The sequence below is a fragment of the Tateyamaria sp. ANG-S1 genome, from assembly GCF_000814025.1.
Lineage (GTDB): Bacteria > Pseudomonadota > Alphaproteobacteria > Rhodobacterales > Rhodobacteraceae > Tateyamaria.
On the sequence record NZ_JWLL01000005.1, the window covers coordinates 182,480 to 197,945 of the forward strand.

Annotated in this window: 16 protein-coding genes; 5 read left to right on the top strand and 11 right to left on the bottom strand. The window is 58.6% G+C overall.

The annotated features are described in order from the left end of the window. Nucleotides 1-13 precede the first annotated feature (13 nt). The 6 genes from RA29_RS08195 to RA29_RS08220 all read right to left on the bottom strand — a co-directional run bounded on the left by RA29_RS08195 (nucleotide 14) and on the right by RA29_RS08220 (nucleotide 3,695). Entirely contained in the window at nucleotides 14-802 is a 789-nt protein-coding gene (locus tag RA29_RS08195; protein WP_039684823.1) for a DUF1217 domain-containing protein, read from the bottom strand. 2 nt (nucleotides 803-804) lie between these two features. Next, complete coding sequence (gene flbT / locus RA29_RS08200; RefSeq protein WP_039684825.1) at nucleotides 805-1,206, bottom strand: flagellar biosynthesis repressor FlbT; 402 nt, start codon at nucleotides 1,204-1,206, stop codon at nucleotides 805-807. After that, on the bottom strand, nucleotides 1,203-1,571 hold the full coding sequence (gene flaF / locus RA29_RS08205) for a flagellar biosynthesis regulator FlaF (protein WP_052249548.1): 369 nt from the start codon (nucleotides 1,569-1,571) through the stop codon (nucleotides 1,203-1,205). Before flaF ends, flbT begins: the two co-directional genes overlap by 4 nt. Before the next feature lie 74 nt (nucleotides 1,572-1,645). Further along, nucleotides 1,646-2,860 carry a flagellin gene (locus RA29_RS08210; protein ID WP_039685859.1) on the bottom strand — a complete coding sequence of 405 codons (1,215 nt, stop codon included), beginning with the start codon at nucleotides 2,858-2,860 and terminating at the stop codon, nucleotides 1,646-1,648. Nucleotides 2,861-3,064: 204 nt separating this feature from the next. Continuing rightward, entirely contained in the window at nucleotides 3,065-3,424 is a 360-nt protein-coding gene (locus RA29_RS08215; protein WP_039684829.1) for a hypothetical protein, read from the bottom strand. Beyond that, nucleotides 3,414-3,695, bottom strand: coding sequence for a rod-binding protein (locus tag RA29_RS08220; protein ID WP_039684831.1), 282 nt, complete (start codon nucleotides 3,693-3,695; stop codon nucleotides 3,414-3,416). The genes RA29_RS08215 and RA29_RS08220 overlap by 11 nt, the downstream gene beginning before the upstream one ends. A 1,062-nt stretch (nucleotides 3,696-4,757) precedes the next feature. Here RA29_RS08220 and RA29_RS23190 point away from each other — a divergent pair. Next, a complete protein-coding gene (locus RA29_RS23190; RefSeq protein ID WP_193743496.1) occupies nucleotides 4,758-5,450 on the top strand; it encodes a flagellar hook-length control protein FliK in 693 nt (230 codons plus the stop codon). A gap of 3 nt (nucleotides 5,451-5,453) precedes the next feature. Beyond that, nucleotides 5,454-6,119, top strand: a complete 666-nt coding sequence (locus RA29_RS08230) for a flagellar hook capping FlgD N-terminal domain-containing protein (protein WP_039684832.1) — start codon at nucleotides 5,454-5,456, stop codon at nucleotides 6,117-6,119. On the opposite strand, the gene RA29_RS08235 is transcribed toward RA29_RS08230, so the two are convergent. From RA29_RS08235 to RA29_RS08255, 5 genes are read right to left on the bottom strand one after another with little or no spacing between them, the layout of a single operon-like run. Beyond that, a complete protein-coding gene (locus tag RA29_RS08235; protein WP_039684834.1) occupies nucleotides 6,116-7,435 on the bottom strand; it encodes an FAD-dependent oxidoreductase in 1,320 nt (439 codons plus the stop codon). The two genes, RA29_RS08230 and RA29_RS08235, sit on opposite strands and share 4 nt — an antisense overlap. Next, nucleotides 7,432-8,250 (bottom strand): ABC transporter permease subunit, encoded by an 819-nt coding sequence (locus RA29_RS08240; RefSeq protein WP_039684836.1) that lies wholly within the window; start codon nucleotides 8,248-8,250, stop codon nucleotides 7,432-7,434. Before RA29_RS08240 ends, RA29_RS08235 begins: the two co-directional genes overlap by 4 nt. Beyond that, nucleotides 8,247-9,122, bottom strand: coding sequence for an ABC transporter permease subunit (locus RA29_RS08245; protein WP_039684838.1), 876 nt, complete (start codon nucleotides 9,120-9,122; stop codon nucleotides 8,247-8,249). Before RA29_RS08245 ends, RA29_RS08240 begins: the two co-directional genes overlap by 4 nt. Continuing rightward, nucleotides 9,119-10,243, bottom strand: coding sequence for an ABC transporter ATP-binding protein (locus tag RA29_RS08250; RefSeq protein WP_039684839.1), 1,125 nt, complete (start codon nucleotides 10,241-10,243; stop codon nucleotides 9,119-9,121). Before RA29_RS08250 ends, RA29_RS08245 begins: the two co-directional genes overlap by 4 nt. 59 nt (nucleotides 10,244-10,302) lie before the next feature. Then, nucleotides 10,303-11,385: a polyamine ABC transporter substrate-binding protein gene (locus RA29_RS08255; protein WP_039685863.1), complete on the bottom strand. Its 1,083-nt coding sequence runs from the start codon at nucleotides 11,383-11,385 to the stop codon at nucleotides 10,303-10,305. A gap of 150 nt (nucleotides 11,386-11,535) precedes the next feature. Here RA29_RS08255 and RA29_RS08260 point away from each other — a divergent pair, with 150 nt between their 5' ends. The 3 genes from RA29_RS08260 (at nucleotide 11,536) to RA29_RS08270 (ending at nucleotide 15,428) form a co-directional block, all read left to right on the top strand. Continuing rightward, a complete protein-coding gene (locus RA29_RS08260; protein ID WP_039684842.1) occupies nucleotides 11,536-12,933 on the top strand; it encodes an aspartate aminotransferase family protein in 1,398 nt (465 codons plus the stop codon). 202 nt (nucleotides 12,934-13,135) lie between these two features. Continuing rightward, nucleotides 13,136-14,236, top strand: coding sequence for an ABC transporter ATP-binding protein (locus tag RA29_RS08265; protein WP_039685865.1), 1,101 nt, complete (start codon nucleotides 13,136-13,138; stop codon nucleotides 14,234-14,236). Nucleotides 14,237-14,318: 82 nt separating this feature from the next. Then, nucleotides 14,319-15,428 (top strand): extracellular solute-binding protein, encoded by a 1,110-nt coding sequence (locus RA29_RS08270; RefSeq protein ID WP_039684844.1) that lies wholly within the window; start codon nucleotides 14,319-14,321, stop codon nucleotides 15,426-15,428. The last annotated feature ends 38 nt before the right edge of the window (nucleotides 15,429-15,466 follow it).

Genomic DNA, 15,466 nt, shown 5'->3' on the forward strand with positions numbered 1-15,466 from the left:
ACGCGGCGACGCTTTAGCCGCTCAGCAAAGTCAGCGCTATGGCCGCACCAGAGGCGCCACCCCCGATCTGCTCAATTTGGGCTCGCGCAAAATAGGTGTTGATCAAACGATCCAGTGTTTCTTCATCTGCCAATTGGGCTGGGTCCGATACACCCAGAATGCGCTCGGCCCTGTCTTGAAAGACCAAGAGTTGCTGGTCGATATCTACCTGCCCAAAGGCCTCCGGCAATCCAAGTGCAGTTTCAAAGAGGCTGCGCAGGGGCGGTTGGCCCATGATGCTGAACCATTTTGAGGCATCTGATCCTTCGCTTTGGACGACATCAGGCAACGTACGTTCGGCGTAGAGTGCAATGCGCATGCTTTCATCTTGGTTACCGGTTTCTATCTCAAAGCTGCTTGCCTGAAACCTTGAAACAATTTCCTCAGCAAAGCCTGGGCGAAGACTGCCTGGGATTTCGTTGGGGCCCAACCCAAAGGCAGCCGAAAAATCGCGATATCGACTATCAGAAAACCTGTTCGCCAGCGCATCATCTGCAGTCGTGCCTTCCTCAAGCATCTTTTGGATGAAGAAGCGGTTGTTGATGTCATCAGACAACCCGAAAGCGCCCAATGCTACACTCAGGACTTGTCGATCCGACACCAGTTCTTCGGCAGAATTGATCGAACCGATCTTCGCTATGAAGTGGTCAGTATCGCGTTTCACCTGAGTGGACTGGCTGAACGTCGCAAGCTGCTGATCATATGTGCGCTGAAGGAACTGCCAGCCGACGAGACCGGATGAGACAAGAACGGGCTGGTACATGTCTATTGGCTGGCGGCCAGCAGCCGCTCCTCCCGCGGCATCAACGCGCGAAGTGCCTTGAGGCATCGGTAGTGGTCCCCACTCACCAGCGCGTGTGATGCAATATCCAGATGCTTGCGGCTGTCGGCGTCAACAAAGACCTGACTAAGTTCTTCGATGTTCCTTAACAGAGGATAATTTGCTTCCTCTTTGTCGGTGTCACCGGACAATACAAGCTGAACGGCGTAGCACACGCGCTTCACGGGTGTTTTTGCATCTTCAGGATGCACAGCATCCCGCAGCCGGAGAATGTGTGCGTTCGGTGTCATAATTGCAAGGCGGCTTCTGCGATCACCATTCTCGATAACGGCGCCGTTGATCAGCACACGTTCTTTGGGGCTCAGTTTCAAAATCAACCCGCTCATTGGGCACCACCTTCCTGCTTCAGCCCGCGCAACACAGCCATGTTAACTTCGAGCAAAGGCAGGACTGAAGCCTTGTGGCGAAGAACACGCGACGTGTGATGCCGCGTAAAATCGGCAAGGTAAATGATGCGGGCTTTCAGCTCCTTCGGAAGCGGATTCGCTTCATCGGAAACATCCACCACCAAAGCGGTCCAGAGGCGTTGGTTCATATGCAGCGCAGTGACGAAAGCAGCGAAGTTCGTCTTTGCGTTAACAGCGCTATCGCGCAACTGCTGAGTGATCTTTGCAACCACTTCGTACTCTGATCGCCGCCCGACTTTGGTTGACGTTGCGTGTTCTGCGTAACCCTTCAGGGCTTGTGACATCGCATTCAAGGCTTCACCTGCTCATTTGGAATGGGCGAAGGAGGCGCCGCTTGCGCACGCCCCCTTCATCAGTTTTAGCGGAACAGCGACAGGATGGTCTGCGGCGCTTGGTTGGCAATCGACAGAGACTGTACACCGAGCTGCTGTTGCGTCTGAAGCGCCTGCAGGCGAGCTGACACTTCTTCCATATCTGCGTCGACCATCGCACCAATACCAGACTTCAGCGAGTCACTCAGCTTCGAGATAAACTCCGACTGGGTTTCAATCCGGCCCTCGACGGAACCAAAGGCAGCAGACGCATCAATTGCAGTATCGATCAGCGCTTCAATTGAGCCCAAAGCTGCAGTTGCACCGGCATCGCTAGACACGTCGATTGCCGACAGTGCACCAAGACCACCTGCGCCAGAATTGGTTACCTGACCAGACAACGCCACAGATGTTGCGTTGGTGTTTGTGATTACCAAAGCACCTGCGGCAGTGCCAGAGTCATATGCGACGGTGATTCCAGAAGTTCCGGCTTCGATTGCCGCTTTCAAACCTGTTGCAATAACAGCATCGGGGTCATTGGGAGCTGCTGCAAGATCAGCAGCACTAACTGTGTAGGAGACCTCGTCTTCGCCAAAGCGCAGCGACAGCCGATCACCAGCTTGTAAGTTTGCCGAGGAAATGGTCAGAGTATCCGAACCAGTTGTTGCATCGAGAGACACACCAAAGCTGTCACCTAAAGCAGCAGCATCACCTGTATCCAGCGCAAATGTGTTGGCACGAACAAGGTAGCCGCCCGTAGACAAATCCTGCTCCGCAATTACGATAGATGACGCAGTGACACCGCCAGAAGCGTCACGATCGAGCGACGAGAGAACCGACGCGCCGCCACCGGCACCATCAATCAGATTCAGACCGTTGAACTGAGCAGCAGAAACGACCGAGTTGACCTGATCGCGAAGCGCAACAATGTCTTCCTGGATCTTTCCACGATCAACGTTGTCTTCCTGCGCGGCAACGATCTTTCCCTTAATGTCGGTCAGCAGGTCAGTCACCGTTTCTGACGCATTGCGAGCGACGGCGACGGAACTTTCACCCAGTGCGAGGCTGTCAGAAATAGCTTTGAAGCCCTCGACATCAGATTCCATGACCTTCGAAATCGCCCATACGGCCGAATTGTCTTTCGCGGTCGAAATCGACTTACCGGTTGAAATCTCGTTCTGGGTCATCGCCAGGTTTTTGTTGATCGACTTCAGAGTTTGCAGCGCAACCATTGCGCTGTTGTTCGTAAGAATGCTCGACATGTGCATTTCCTTTTGTCATGGCGCTTTGCGCCCTGGTTAACGTCCCGCCCCCTTGGGACGGCCAAACTGCCCTTCTGACAAATGCACATCCTTGCTGCGGACATGCGCCACCCGTTGCCAGGTGCGCGTCCACCTTTGGACTGAAGTACCTAATGCTTTGCTAAAGTGACCCGGCTAAAAAACGTGGATTTGAATCAATACGTTTTAAGCTCGCTTCTCCAATACCGACGCAGTCTTGACATCAACCGTGGTCCGCTTCCCGCGCGCATCATAGGTCTCAAGTGACTCACGTACTCTGCGAACCGCAGCCAGGCGCCGTGCAACCGACTTGATGCCGTCCGCTGCCGATTGCAGCAGATCCTGATTGCGCTCCACCTTTAAACGCACGGCCTGAACGTCCTGCGCATCCGCTTCACTCATCCGGCTAAGGCAGGCAATCAAACTGGTCTTGCGCTCGAACAGCCGTTCAACCCGATCAAGGTCACCGTCAAGCAATGCCGTACGTTCCGCATCCAGAAGATCATCGAGTTGATCAATGACAACCTGTATAGGTTCATGTTCCATTGCTACGTTCCTTCAATGAGTGAAACAGGGCTTCAGCAAGGCCAATGCCACCGGCTTCGACCATCTTTTCGGCCTGGGCCTGCACCAGAAATGAAGAAAACTGATCCTCTCCGGCACCACCGCCAAATGCGTCCCGGCTTTCGCCAAGACCGGCGGATTTCAGCATTTCAGCCAAAAAAGCAGCCTCTAGTTTCTGCGCCGCCTTCTTCAGGGATGCGTTGCTTGCGTCGGGTCCTGGGACGACCTGTGTCTGTAGCGAGTTTGTAATCATGCGCTTTCCATAGAATTCGAACGAGTTTTCCTGAGATTGCGCGACAGCGGTAAAGAAGCGGTAACTATGGTCGGGTCATTTTGCACCAAACGCGGAAGAACCCCGGAGAATTGCGTGCAAATCGTTCAAACTGACGGCTCTAGAATGCCACCATTCGGCTCTCCTGACGTGGGCCAGCGCTTAGGCCGTGACCAAAAGGGCGGAGAGTTCTCGCACCATTTCGGTGCGGCTGATCAAGAACACAATGCAGCCGAGATCGCCACCGGTGACGCGCCGAATGTTGCTGCGGAAACACCCACCAAACCCCAGAAACAAATGGGTGATGCAGCGCCTTCGCCACCCCCAGAAGGTGATGAGCAGCCGCAGCGGGAGTCCTCTCTTAGTTCAAACAATACAATAGTACCTGAGAACACTCCCGAGGGTGACGAACCACGCGCAGTGGCCGCCGAGACCGGAGGCTCAGCAAAAGTCGGGATACTGGCGAACGAAGTGGATGCGCGTCCAAAACAACGCTCTGAAGCCACGTCATCGCCTATCTCTGCTTTGATACAGGGTCTTTCCAAGACCCATCAACGCTCCGGTCAGACCGATGGGGCGCACCATACGGCGAATGCCCAAGCACCTTCGCCTGCCTCCGCGCATGATACGCATGTTCAAAGCTCCACCGCTCAACGGGCGGCCAGCGATGCACAGGACATTGCTTTGCCCGCAAAAACTGTTGAGCGACGGCAAAATTTGCCTCTGGACGAGTTAAATGCGTCACGCACGACAAAACAGGCTGCCAACACGGATCGTACAAATAGGGCGGCTAACAATCCAAACGTAAGTCAGGGGCCTCGAACCGAAGAGTTGATAGCACCTCATGTTGGACGCCAGCAAAATAGCAAGGGGTCTCCAACGGCTGGAACGACCTCGACACCATACACCCCCGGTAGGGACATGGTCACTTCGGGCGCTGGTAGAACTGAGTTGGCACCAAAGCTATCCGATCCTCAAACCATTCTGGCTTCGAACGATAAACAGCTTCGCAACGTGCCAACCTCGCAGGAACACAGGCTCGCAATGCCCGCGGAGGCCCACAGCTCACCGGTCCGCCTGTCAAACACGCCACAGCAAGCAACCGCGGTGGATCAGACCGCCTCGACCCATGTCAGCAGACCGACACCCGGCGTGTTCACAGCGAATACAGGCTATCAAGTGTCGAGCACCCCAATTGGCACAGTTTCGGACTGGACGCCTTCGTCACCCGATCCATCGCCACGCATGACGGAAATGGTTTGGGACGTCCGCCCATTTGCGCCGTCCATTCCCGGATCAACCGCACCGCAGCTTCACCGCGCCGAATTGCCACCCGCAGTACTGCAAACCGTCGTGGACGCGCTGCGGCACGCACATGACAAACCAATCGAAATCGCACTCAGGCCTGCGGAACTCGGGCGCGTCCGCATGATGATGGCCACCCACGAGAGTGGGATAACTGTCACAATTACCGCCGACCGCGGAGATACGCTCGACTTGATGCGTCGCCATGCGGACGATTTGGGCAAATCACTAAGCGAACTCGGCTATGGCGACGTCTCGTTTTCATTCGAGCGCGGCCAACACCCATCCGACGAGGCCGAGGACCATACAAAGGACGGCCATCACACAACCGACCCTGTGCCGTCGGACTCTACTCCAACGCCGCAGCACACACCTGTCACAAAAACGATCGCGCCGACGGGCGTGATCACCAGCATCGACATGAGGTTCTAAACCATGGACATCAATCCAGTACAAAATACCGCAGCCGCGCAGGCCAACAACCTCGGGACGGCAGCCACCTCAAGCGTTCTAAGCTCGGATTTCGAAGTGTTCCTGCAAATGCTTACGGCGCAAGCAGAGTATCAGGACCCGCTCGAACCAATCGATTCGTCGGAATACGCGGCGCAATTGGCGCAGTTCTCAATGGTCGAACAGCAGGTCATGACCAACGAACTGATGCAGGACATGCTTTCGGCACTCGGCGCGAACGACATGGCCAGCGCAGCGAACTGGATCGGAATGGACGCGCTGGTTCAAGGTCCGGTTCAGTTTGATGGCACCACGGTGACGATTTCCCCTAACCCTCCCATTGCGGCAGACCAGGTGAACTTGATCGTGACCAATGCCCAGGGCACAGAAGTGGTCCGCCGCAGCCTGCCCTTAAGCGCCGAGCCCTTTGAATGGGACGGACGCACATCTGCGGGCACAGCCCTGCCTCATGGTGAGTATTCGCTGCAAATCGAAAGTGCCGCCAATGGTGAGGTCCTGTTGACCGAACCGGCGCTCGCCTACAATCGCGTGACTGAGGCAAGGATCGACAACGGCGCAACACTTCTCGTGCTCAATAGCGGATACATGGTCCAGGCCCAAAACGTATCCGGTTTGCGGGCGCCGAGTTAAGGCAGAGCATCAACTGCCTTTAGTGCAGCATAGATGCCGGGCATAATGATCCTCCTCAGCCTGCCAAACGGAAACCTCGACGCGGGCTGCGCGACAACGGCAGGGACCTGATCCAAAGCGCCGCCGCCCGCAAGCTTCGCAAGAAGTTCACCGCAATGAATGCCCATGGCAACGCCGTTTCCATGATAGGCAAACCCGGCAAGAACGCCGGGCATACCAGGCACATGGCCCACATACGGCACCCTGTCCCGCGCCAGGCAAACCATACCCGACCAGCCGTGGGTCACCTCCACTTCCGCCCATGCGGGAAACATGCGCCTGAAGCCCCGCACCACCGCGGCCCGCGCTGCGCGCTCACCAGCCGGGGAAGCACTTAGTCCTCCGCGCATACCAAACAGGAACCGTCGATCCGGCAACAACCGGAAATAGCGCAGAAGATGCCGGGTATCATAAGCCATCTGATCAGTCGTCCAGCCCTGGTCCGACAGTTCGCACGACGTGAGAGGGCGCGTAACGACAACCGATGACTGCACTGGCATGTATCGCCCTGCCATCCAGCCCGGTACATCCTCGCTGGAATATCCATTGGTTGCGATAATGATCTGCGGCGCACGAACGGCGCTGCGCCCGGACATCAACTGGCCCGCCTGAACAGACGTCGCAGGCGTATTTTCATAAATCTCCACACCCTGTGCGATACAGGCGTCCGCCAAACCGGCCAGCAGTTTTCGGGGGTTCAGGCCAAATCCAAGCGGGATGGTTAGCGCACCATGGAACGGGCCGCCAAACCCGGCCAGTTTCAGTTCCGACGCGAACAGTAACTCAGGCTCCACACCACAGTTCTCGCGCACGGCGTCGCTGTACCCGCGCAACGCCTCGAAATCCCGCGCGCGATGGGCGAGGCAGGTCTCGCCAACGGAATGCCGATCCACATCAATGGCCAGCTCGTCGACCAGACGCTCGACGCCTTCGACGGCGGCACGCTCTGTCCGCCGCCACGCGCGCCGGGCGGCCACACCAAAGCGGTGATCAAGTGCCGCATCACTGCGCATGCTGCCACCCAGGCAGCAAAATCCTCCGTTGCGCCCGGACGCACCCCAACCAACCGTTGACGCTTCCAGAACCGCGACACGCGCACCTTCACGTGCGAGGGCCAGCGCAGCGGACAGACCGGTGAAGCCTGCACCGACGATCGCGACATCGCAGCTCAGATCACCCTGTAGCGATGGAAAGTCAGGCAACGAAACCGTTTCATCCCACCAGCAGCCCGCGCGCGGCCCGTCCCCATACGCATAGCTGGAAAAGACACGTTTCACGCCGCCCGCGCGGCGGCTTGCTCGTCCCGTTTCGCCCGCAATGCCGCATGTTTCGACGCGAGCGATGCCGCAATCACACCGATGGTCACCAGACCGATTAGGATGGTGCTCAGCGCGTTGATCTCGGGACTGACACCCAAACGCACCGACGACCAGATCTTCATCGGCAAGGTCGTGGCGGATGGCCCCGAGGTGAAGGACGCGATCACAAGGTCATCCAGGCTGAGCGTGAAGGCCAGCAGCCACCCGGAAATCACGGCGGGCGCAATAATGGGCAGGGTAACAAGCCGAAAGGCGTCCCAAGGTGAGGCCCCCAGATCAAGGGCAGCCTCCTCAAGCGACCTGTCGAAGCTAACCAGACGCGACGACACCACGACAGAAACAAAGCACATCGAAAAGGTCGTGTGCGCCAACACAATCGTCAACACACCGCGATCCAGCCCGAGGCCGATGAACAGCAGCAAAAGCGACAGGCCCGTGATCACTTCGGGCATCACCAGCGGCGCGTATATCATCCCTGAAAACAGCGTCCGCCCCATGAACCGCCCACCGCGCACCAGCACGTAGGCGGCCATCGTGCCCAAAACCGTCGCGATGGTTGACGAAATCACGGCGACACGGAGTGTCACCCAAGCCGCATCCAGAAACGCCTCGTTCGACAGCAGCTCACCGTACCACCGTGTCGAAAACCCGGCCCAGACCGTGACCAGTTTCGACGCATTGAAGCTGTAGATCACCAGGATCAGCATCGGCACATACAGAAAGACAAAACCCAATGTCAGGGAAACAACATTGAAAGAGGAAAGGCGGTTCATTTGCCGTCCTCCACCTGCTTCTGCTCATTGCGCTGGAACAGCACGATGGGGATGATCAGTATCAGCAGGAGGATGACGGCCACCGCCGACGCCACCGGCCAATCCCGGTTGGAAAAGAACTCTTCAAACAGCACCTTGCCGATCATCAGCGTGCCAGAACCACCCAACAGGGACGGGATCACAAACTCGCCGAGCGCCGGGATAAACACCAGAAAACACCCCGCAATAATACCGTTACGCGACAAGGGAATGGTGACGAGCCAGAACGCCTTGATCCGAGAACAGCCGAGATCCTCAGCCGCCTCGATCAATGACCCATCGAGCCGATCCAAAGCTGAATAGATCGGCAGTATCATGAACGGCAGATAGGTATAAACGATGCCGATATAGACCGCGATGTTCGTGTTCAGAATGGTCAGCGGCGCATCAATGATCCCGATCCAGAGCAGGAACTGGTTCAGGAACCCCTCGCCCGACAGGATGCCCACCCACGCATAAACGCGGATCAGGAACGAGGTCCAGAATGGCAGGATCACCAGCATCAGAAGCGTGGGCCGCCACTGCTCCGGCGCGCGGGCCATGGCGTAAGCCATCGGATAGCCAACCAACAGTGTCAGCAGCATTGAGATCAGCGCAATCTGCAGAGAGCTCAAATACGCTTTCCAATACAGGTCATCTTCGGTCAGAAAGATGAAATTCTCGAAATCCAGTTGCGACAGCATGTTCCAGATGCCGTCCTTGGCCGTGGGCGTATAGGGTGGAATGGCCAGCGCGATGTCCGAAAGCGAGATTTTGAAGACCACCGCGAACGGGATCAGGAACAGCGCCAGCAGCCACGCATAAGGCACCGCTATGAGGATCGCGCGCCTCATTCCGCCAACAGGACCCCGGCGGTCTTGGACCAGCTGACCCAGACCGGGTCCTCCCACGTGAAATCCCGGCGTGAGATGCGGCGCGTGTTGGCGACCTGCGCCTTGATAATGTCACCGGTCGGCAATTCGACGTGATAGGTCGACAGATTGCCCAGATAGGCAATGTCCAGCACCTTGCCCTGCACGGCATTGTCGGCCTCGGGCTTGTCCTTGTGGATCGCCACCTTCTCGGGCCGGATGGCCAGATGACAGGTCTGCCCGGTTGAAAAGGACCTTGTGCTTGCCGCCTGGACAGGGGCCTCATTGGCCGACCATGTGACGACGTAGGTGTCTTCACCAGACGGCGCCGCTGTGCCATGCAGCAGGTTAACGTCGCCAATGAAATCCGCAACATAGACACTGTCCGGCGCTTCATAGATGCGCTCAGGCGTGGCGACCTGCATCACGCGCCCCTCGTCCATCACAGCAACCCGACTGGCGACGGTCATCGCCTCTTCCTGATCATGGGTAACGATGACGAACGTGGTGCCAGTCTTTTCCTGAATATCCATCAGCTCGAACTGCGTCGCCTCGCGCAGTTTGGCATCCAGCGCGCCCAGCGGCTCATCCAGCAGCAGCAGCTTCGGCGCCTTCGCCAGTGACCGGGCCAGCGCCACACGCTGCCGCTGGCCACCGGAGATCTGGTGCGGTTTGCGGCGCGCGAACTTCTCAAGCCGCGTCAGCTTCAGCATCTCTTCCACGCGGGCCGCGATAGCCGCCTTATCCTTGCTCTCACGCCGCAGGCCAAAGGCGATGTTGTCCCAGACGGTCAGATGCGGAAACAGCGCGTAGGATTGGAACATCATGTTCACCGCCCGCTTGTTCGCCGGCACCCCGGCGATGTCCTGCCCGGCCAGTTCAATCGCCCCTTCGGTCGGGTTCTCGAACCCCGCAAGCATCCGCATCATCGTGGTCTTGCCACAACCCGAAGGGCCCAGCAGGGCAAAGAACTCGCGCTCAAAGATGTCGAGGGTCAGGTCGTCGATGGCGGTAAAGTCGCCAAACCGCTTGGTCACGTTGTGGAACCGGATCAACGGTTTCTCAGTCGGGTCGTCCCAGGGGGCGAAAACAGTCTCTGCCAAAGGGGAATCCGTTCAAAAGAAGTAGGGCGCGAGGGGGACCCCCGCGCCCGAAATCAGGCTCAGGTGCCTGATTTGATCTTGGTCCAGGTGCGCGTCAGGTTGCGCTGATCCCGCGCCTCCCAAGGCGTCACAGTATAGAGGTTTTCCAAAGCAGCCTCGTCCGGATAGATCGCCGTGTCGCCAATCACGTCTTCCAGCAGGAACTCTTTCGACGCGGCATTGCCGTTGGCGTAGTAAACATAGTTCGATGCCTGCGCCATGTTCTGCGCGTCCATGATGAAGTTCAGGAATTTGTGCGCGCCTTCGGGGTTCGGCGCGTCAGCAGGAATCGCCATCTGGTCGAACCACATCAGCGCGCCTTCGGTCGGCGCGGTATAGGCAATCTCCACCCCGTTTTCGGCCTCGGCCGCACGATCACGCGCCTGCAGGATGTCGCCGGACCAGCCAAAGGCCACGCAGATGTCACCATTGGCCAGAGCATTGATATACTCAGAACTGTGGAACTTCTGGATGTGCGGCCGCACCGCCATCAGTACCTCTTCGGCCTTGGCGAGTGAGTCCTTGTCCTTGGCATCAGAGGGCATGCCAGCATAGGTCAGCGCCGCCGGGATCATCTCGGTCGGGGCATCCAGGAAATGCACGCCGCACGCCGCCAGCTTTTCCATGTTGGCCGGATCAAAGATCAGGGACAAAGACCCGATCGGGGCATCCGCGCCCAGGATCTCGGTCACCTTTCCAACATTCACGCCAAGCCCGGTCGTCCCCCACATGTAGTTGATGGAATAGGCGTTTTCGGGATCGTAATTCGCGGTCCGCGCCTCGATCACGTCCCACATGTTTTCGATGTTGGGCAGCTGCGACTTATCCAGCGGCTGGAACACACCTGCGGCGATCTGGCGCTGCAGGAACGTACCGGTCGGCACCACGATGTCATAGCCGGACGAGCCTGCCAGCATCTTGGTTTCCAGCACCTCGTTGCTGTCGAACACATCGTAGACCAGGTTCAGGCCGGTCTCTTCCTCGAACTTGGTCAGCAACTCCTCGTCGATGTAGTCGGACCAGTTGTATACACGCACTTCGTCAGCCATCACGGCGCCCGTCAGGGCAAAGGCTGCGACCGTGCCAAGCATTGTCGTTTTCATGGAATACTCCCCGTATCGCGCCCGGTAGCCCCGGGTCAGCGTATATGAAAACAAGTTTTCCGCGATGCGTCCAGCGGGATTGCACATGGCGGATTGACGACTGAACGGTTGCCCATATTCTCGGCACGTCACGCAACGCCCGAGGTGTCCATGCCCGCCATCACGAACCATCTGCCCACGTCCGAACTGCAAGCCCTGGACGCGGCCCATCACATGCACCCGTTCACGGCAGGCGGCGAACTGGCGGCCAAAGGGGCGCGGGTGATCACGCGGGCCAAGGGGGTCTTCCTACATGATAGTGAGGGAAACGAGATCCTCGATGGAATGGCCGGTCTGTGGTGCGTGAACATCGGTTATGGGCGCACCGAACTGGCGGATGTTGCTGCGCGCCAGATGCGCGAGCTGCCCTATTACAACACCTTCTTTCAGACGACCCACGTGCCTGCCATTGCGCTGGCCCAGAAGATCGCGGAACTGGCGCCGGGCGATCTGAACCACGTCTTCTTTGCCGGGTCGGGATCGGAGGCGAACGACACCAACCTGCGCATGGTCCGCACCTATTGGGCGCTCAAGGGCAAACCGGACAAGCAGATCGTGATCAGCCGCAAGAACGCCTATCACGGGTCATCGGTCGGGTCCGGCAGCTTGGGCGGCATGACGGCGATGCACGAACAAGGCGGGCTACCGATCCCCGGCGTTGTGCATATCAACCAACCGAACTGGTGGTCTGAGGGTGGCAACATGAGCCCCGCTGAGTTCGGCCTTTCACGTGCGAAAGAATTGGAAGACGCAATTCTGCATCACGGTGAGGACAAGGTTGCTGCTTTCATCGCGGAACCCATCCAGGGTGCGGGCGGCGTCATCATCCCACCCGAGACGTATTGGCCGGAGATCCAGCGCATCTGCGACAAGTACGAAATCTTGCTGATCGCGGACGAGGTGATCTGCGGATTTGGCCGTACTGGCAATTGGTTCGGCTCGCAAACGCTTGGGATCAGGCCGCATATCATGACCATCGCGAAGGGTCTCAGCTCCGGCTACCAGCCCATCGGCGGCTCCATCGTCTGTGACGAAGTGGCCGAGGTCATCGGATCAGGCGAGTTCAACCACGGCTATACCTATTCCGGCCATCCGGTCGCCGCGGCGGTCGCGCTGGAGAACCTGCGCATTCTCGAAGAAGAAAATGTGCTCGACCACGTCCGCAACGTCGCCATGCCTGCCCTGCACCAGATGTGGCACGGGCTGGCCGACCATCCGCTGGCGGGAGAGACGACGATCACCGGCATGATGGGCTCGCTCGCCCTCACTCCACACAAGGACAGCCGCGCCAAGTTCGCCATGGAAGCGGGCACGGCGGGGTTCATGTGCCGGGAGCGCTGCTTTGCCAACAATCTGGTGATGCGGCACGTCTATGACCGTATGGTGATCTCGCCCCCGCTGATCATCACACCGGACGAGATCGCGGAACTGGGTCGCCGTGCACGTGTTGCGCTGGACGAATGCTATGCCCAGTTGAAAGACGGCGACATGCTGACCCCTGCAGCGTGACCCAAGGCGCTTTGATTCCAACCGTGGCCCAGCAATATCCTGCGGGAACATGACCTGAAAACGCACAATGCTGCAGTGATTCCGACTGGATTGCGCTATCAAGGCGGGTTTTGCGTCATAGTTAGTTGCATTGCGCCAAGCACCTCGGTTTAGTTTGCGCAAAGCGGCGGCGTCAGATCGCCACAAGAACGGGGAGCCAAGTTTGGCCAACACTGCGACTGACCAGGCGTTCGTCGAATTCGAACGCGTGCAGAAAAGTTATGATGGCGAGATCCTCGTCGTCAAAGATCTCAACCTCTCCATGCCCAAGGGCGAGTTTCTGACGATGCTCGGGCCGTCCGGGTCAGGCAAGACGACCTGCCTGATGATGCTGGCGGGGTTTGAGACAGCGACGCACGGCGAGATCAAGCTGGACGGTCGTCCGATCAACAATATCCCGCCACACAAGCGTGGCATTGGGATGGTGTTTCAGAACTACGCGCTATTTCCGCACATGACGGTGGCTGAAAACCTCAGTTTCCCGCTGGAAGTGCGCAAGATCGGCAAATCGGAGCGCGAGGAAAAGATCATGCGCGCCCTCGGCATGGTGCAGATGCAGGATTTCGCCGGGCGTCGGCCCGCGCAACTGTCCGGTGGGCAACAACAACGGATCGCACTGGCCCGCGCGCTGGTGTTTGAACCGGAACTGGTGCTGATGGACGAACCGCTGGGCGCGCTCGACAAGCAACTGCGCGAGACCCTGCAATTCGAGATCACGCGGCTGGCCCACGATCTGGGCATCACAACCGTTTACGTGACACACGACCAGACAGAAGCACTGACCATGTCCGACCGCGTGGCCGTATTTGACGATGGGCGGATCCAGCAACTGGCGCCGCCGGATCAGCTCTATGAAGAGCCGGAAAACAGCTTCGTTGCTCAGTTTATCGGTGAAAACAACACGCTGATGGGTAAGATCAGCAAGATCACCGGGGACCAGTGCGAAGTGACTCTGGATGATGGCGAGATCATCGACGCCAAGCCCGTGAACGTCACCGAAGTGGGCCAGCGCACCCGCGTCTCCATCCGCCCCGAACGGGTCGAGATGAACAAGGAACGGCTCAGCCCCGACGCCCACACGCTCAAGGCCGAGGTGCTGGAGTTCATTTATATGGGCGACATCTTCCGCACGCGCCTACGGGTCGCCGGAAACGACGATTTCGTCATCAAGACACGCAACGCGCCCGATCAGGTGCGCCTGACGCCGGGCACCCAGATCGACATAGGGTGGTTGCCACAGGATTGCCGGGCGCTTGACGCCTGAGCATGGGGAAGAAGGTTTGGGCTGCGCCCGTGGTCCGACCTTCGCGACAATTCAAACGGGCGTTAACAATGGGAGTAAGTTCATGAAACTCACCAAGACCCTACTTGCCACGACAGCACTGACGCTGGCCTCGGGCACGGCATTCGCGGACAGCCACATGGCCAGCGACATGACCCTGGTCAGCTGGGGCGGTGCCTACCAGAACAGCCAGCAAAAGGCCTATGTCGAGCCCTATCTGGAAATGAACCCCGGCGTCACCGCCGTTTGGGACGAAAGCTCGGCTGAGGCTGTGGCAAAACTGCGCGCCATGAACGAAGCGGGCAGCATCACGTGGGACGTCGTTGACGTGGTGGCCGCTGACGCGATCCGCCTGTGCGATGAAGGTCTGGCGCTGGAGATTGACCCGGACGAGGATCTGGCCGCGGCCCCCGATGGCACATCGGCGTCGGACGACTTCGGTGACCTGCTGGTTTCCGACTGCTTTATCCCGCAGATCGTGTATTCGACCACCTTCGGCTACCGCACGGACCTGGTGGGCGACACTCCACCGACAGAAGTCTGCGCAGTCTTCGACACCGAGACCTATCCCGGCAAGCGTTCGCTGGAAAAGCGCCCGATCAACAACATGGAATGGGCGCTGCTGTGTGACGGTGTGGCCAAGGACGATGTCTATGACGTGCTGGCGACCGACGAAGGTCAGCAACAGGCGCTGGACAAGCTGGCCACCATCAAGGACGACGTGATCTGGTGGTCCGCCGGTGCCGACACGCCGCAACTGCTGGCCGATGGCGAGGTCATCATGGGCTCGACCTATAACGGTCGCCTGTTCGCTGCCATTGAAGAGCAGGACCAGCCTATCGGCATGCTGTGGGACGCGCAGGTGTTCGACCTTGACGGTTGGATTATCCCCGCGGGTCTGAGCCCCGAGCGCGAAGCGCGTGCGCGTGACTTCATCAAGTTCGCGACCGACACACAGCGTCTGGCAGATCAGGCCAAGTACATTTCGTACGGTCCGGCCCGCGCATCGTCTGCGCCGCTGGTGGGTCAGCACGCAGATCTGGGCATCGACATGGCACCGCACATGCCGACTGATCCGGACAACGCCGCGAACACGTTCCTCTATAACTACGAGTTCTGGGCGGACTACCGCGACGACATCGACGCCAAGTTCCAGGCGTGGTTGGCGCAATAAGCCACGGTTTGGCGGACGACACGTCCGCCTTACTGCAC

Coding starts and splice junctions, on each gene's coding strand:
- flaF (WP_052249548.1), bottom strand. CDS start 1,571: ATGTCACAAGCCCTGAAGGGTTACGCAGAACACGCAACGTCAACCAAA.
- RA29_RS08255 (WP_039685863.1), bottom strand. CDS start 11,385: ATGAAAACGACAATGCTTGGCACGGTCGCAGCCTTTGCCCTGACGGGC.
- RA29_RS08195 (WP_039684823.1), bottom strand. CDS start 802: ATGTACCAGCCCGTTCTTGTCTCATCCGGTCTCGTCGGCTGGCAGTTC.
- RA29_RS08245 (WP_039684838.1), bottom strand. CDS start 9,122: ATGAGGCGCGCGATCCTCATAGCGGTGCCTTATGCGTGGCTGCTGGCG.
- RA29_RS08270 (WP_039684844.1), top strand. CDS start 14,319: ATGAAACTCACCAAGACCCTACTTGCCACGACAGCACTGACGCTGGCC.
- RA29_RS08260 (WP_039684842.1), top strand. CDS start 11,536: ATGCCCGCCATCACGAACCATCTGCCCACGTCCGAACTGCAAGCCCTG.
- RA29_RS08230 (WP_039684832.1), top strand. CDS start 5,454: ATGGACATCAATCCAGTACAAAATACCGCAGCCGCGCAGGCCAACAAC.
- flbT (WP_039684825.1), bottom strand. CDS start 1,206: ATGAGCGGGTTGATTTTGAAACTGAGCCCCAAAGAACGTGTGCTGATC.
- RA29_RS08215 (WP_039684829.1), bottom strand. CDS start 3,424: ATGGAACATGAACCTATACAGGTTGTCATTGATCAACTCGATGATCTT.
- RA29_RS08240 (WP_039684836.1), bottom strand. CDS start 8,250: ATGAACCGCCTTTCCTCTTTCAATGTTGTTTCCCTGACATTGGGTTTT.
- RA29_RS08210 (WP_039685859.1), bottom strand. CDS start 2,860: ATGTCGAGCATTCTTACGAACAACAGCGCAATGGTTGCGCTGCAAACT.
- RA29_RS08220 (WP_039684831.1), bottom strand. CDS start 3,695: ATGATTACAAACTCGCTACAGACACAGGTCGTCCCAGGACCCGACGCA.
- RA29_RS23190 (WP_193743496.1), top strand. CDS start 4,758: ATGCCCGCGGAGGCCCACAGCTCACCGGTCCGCCTGTCAAACACGCCA.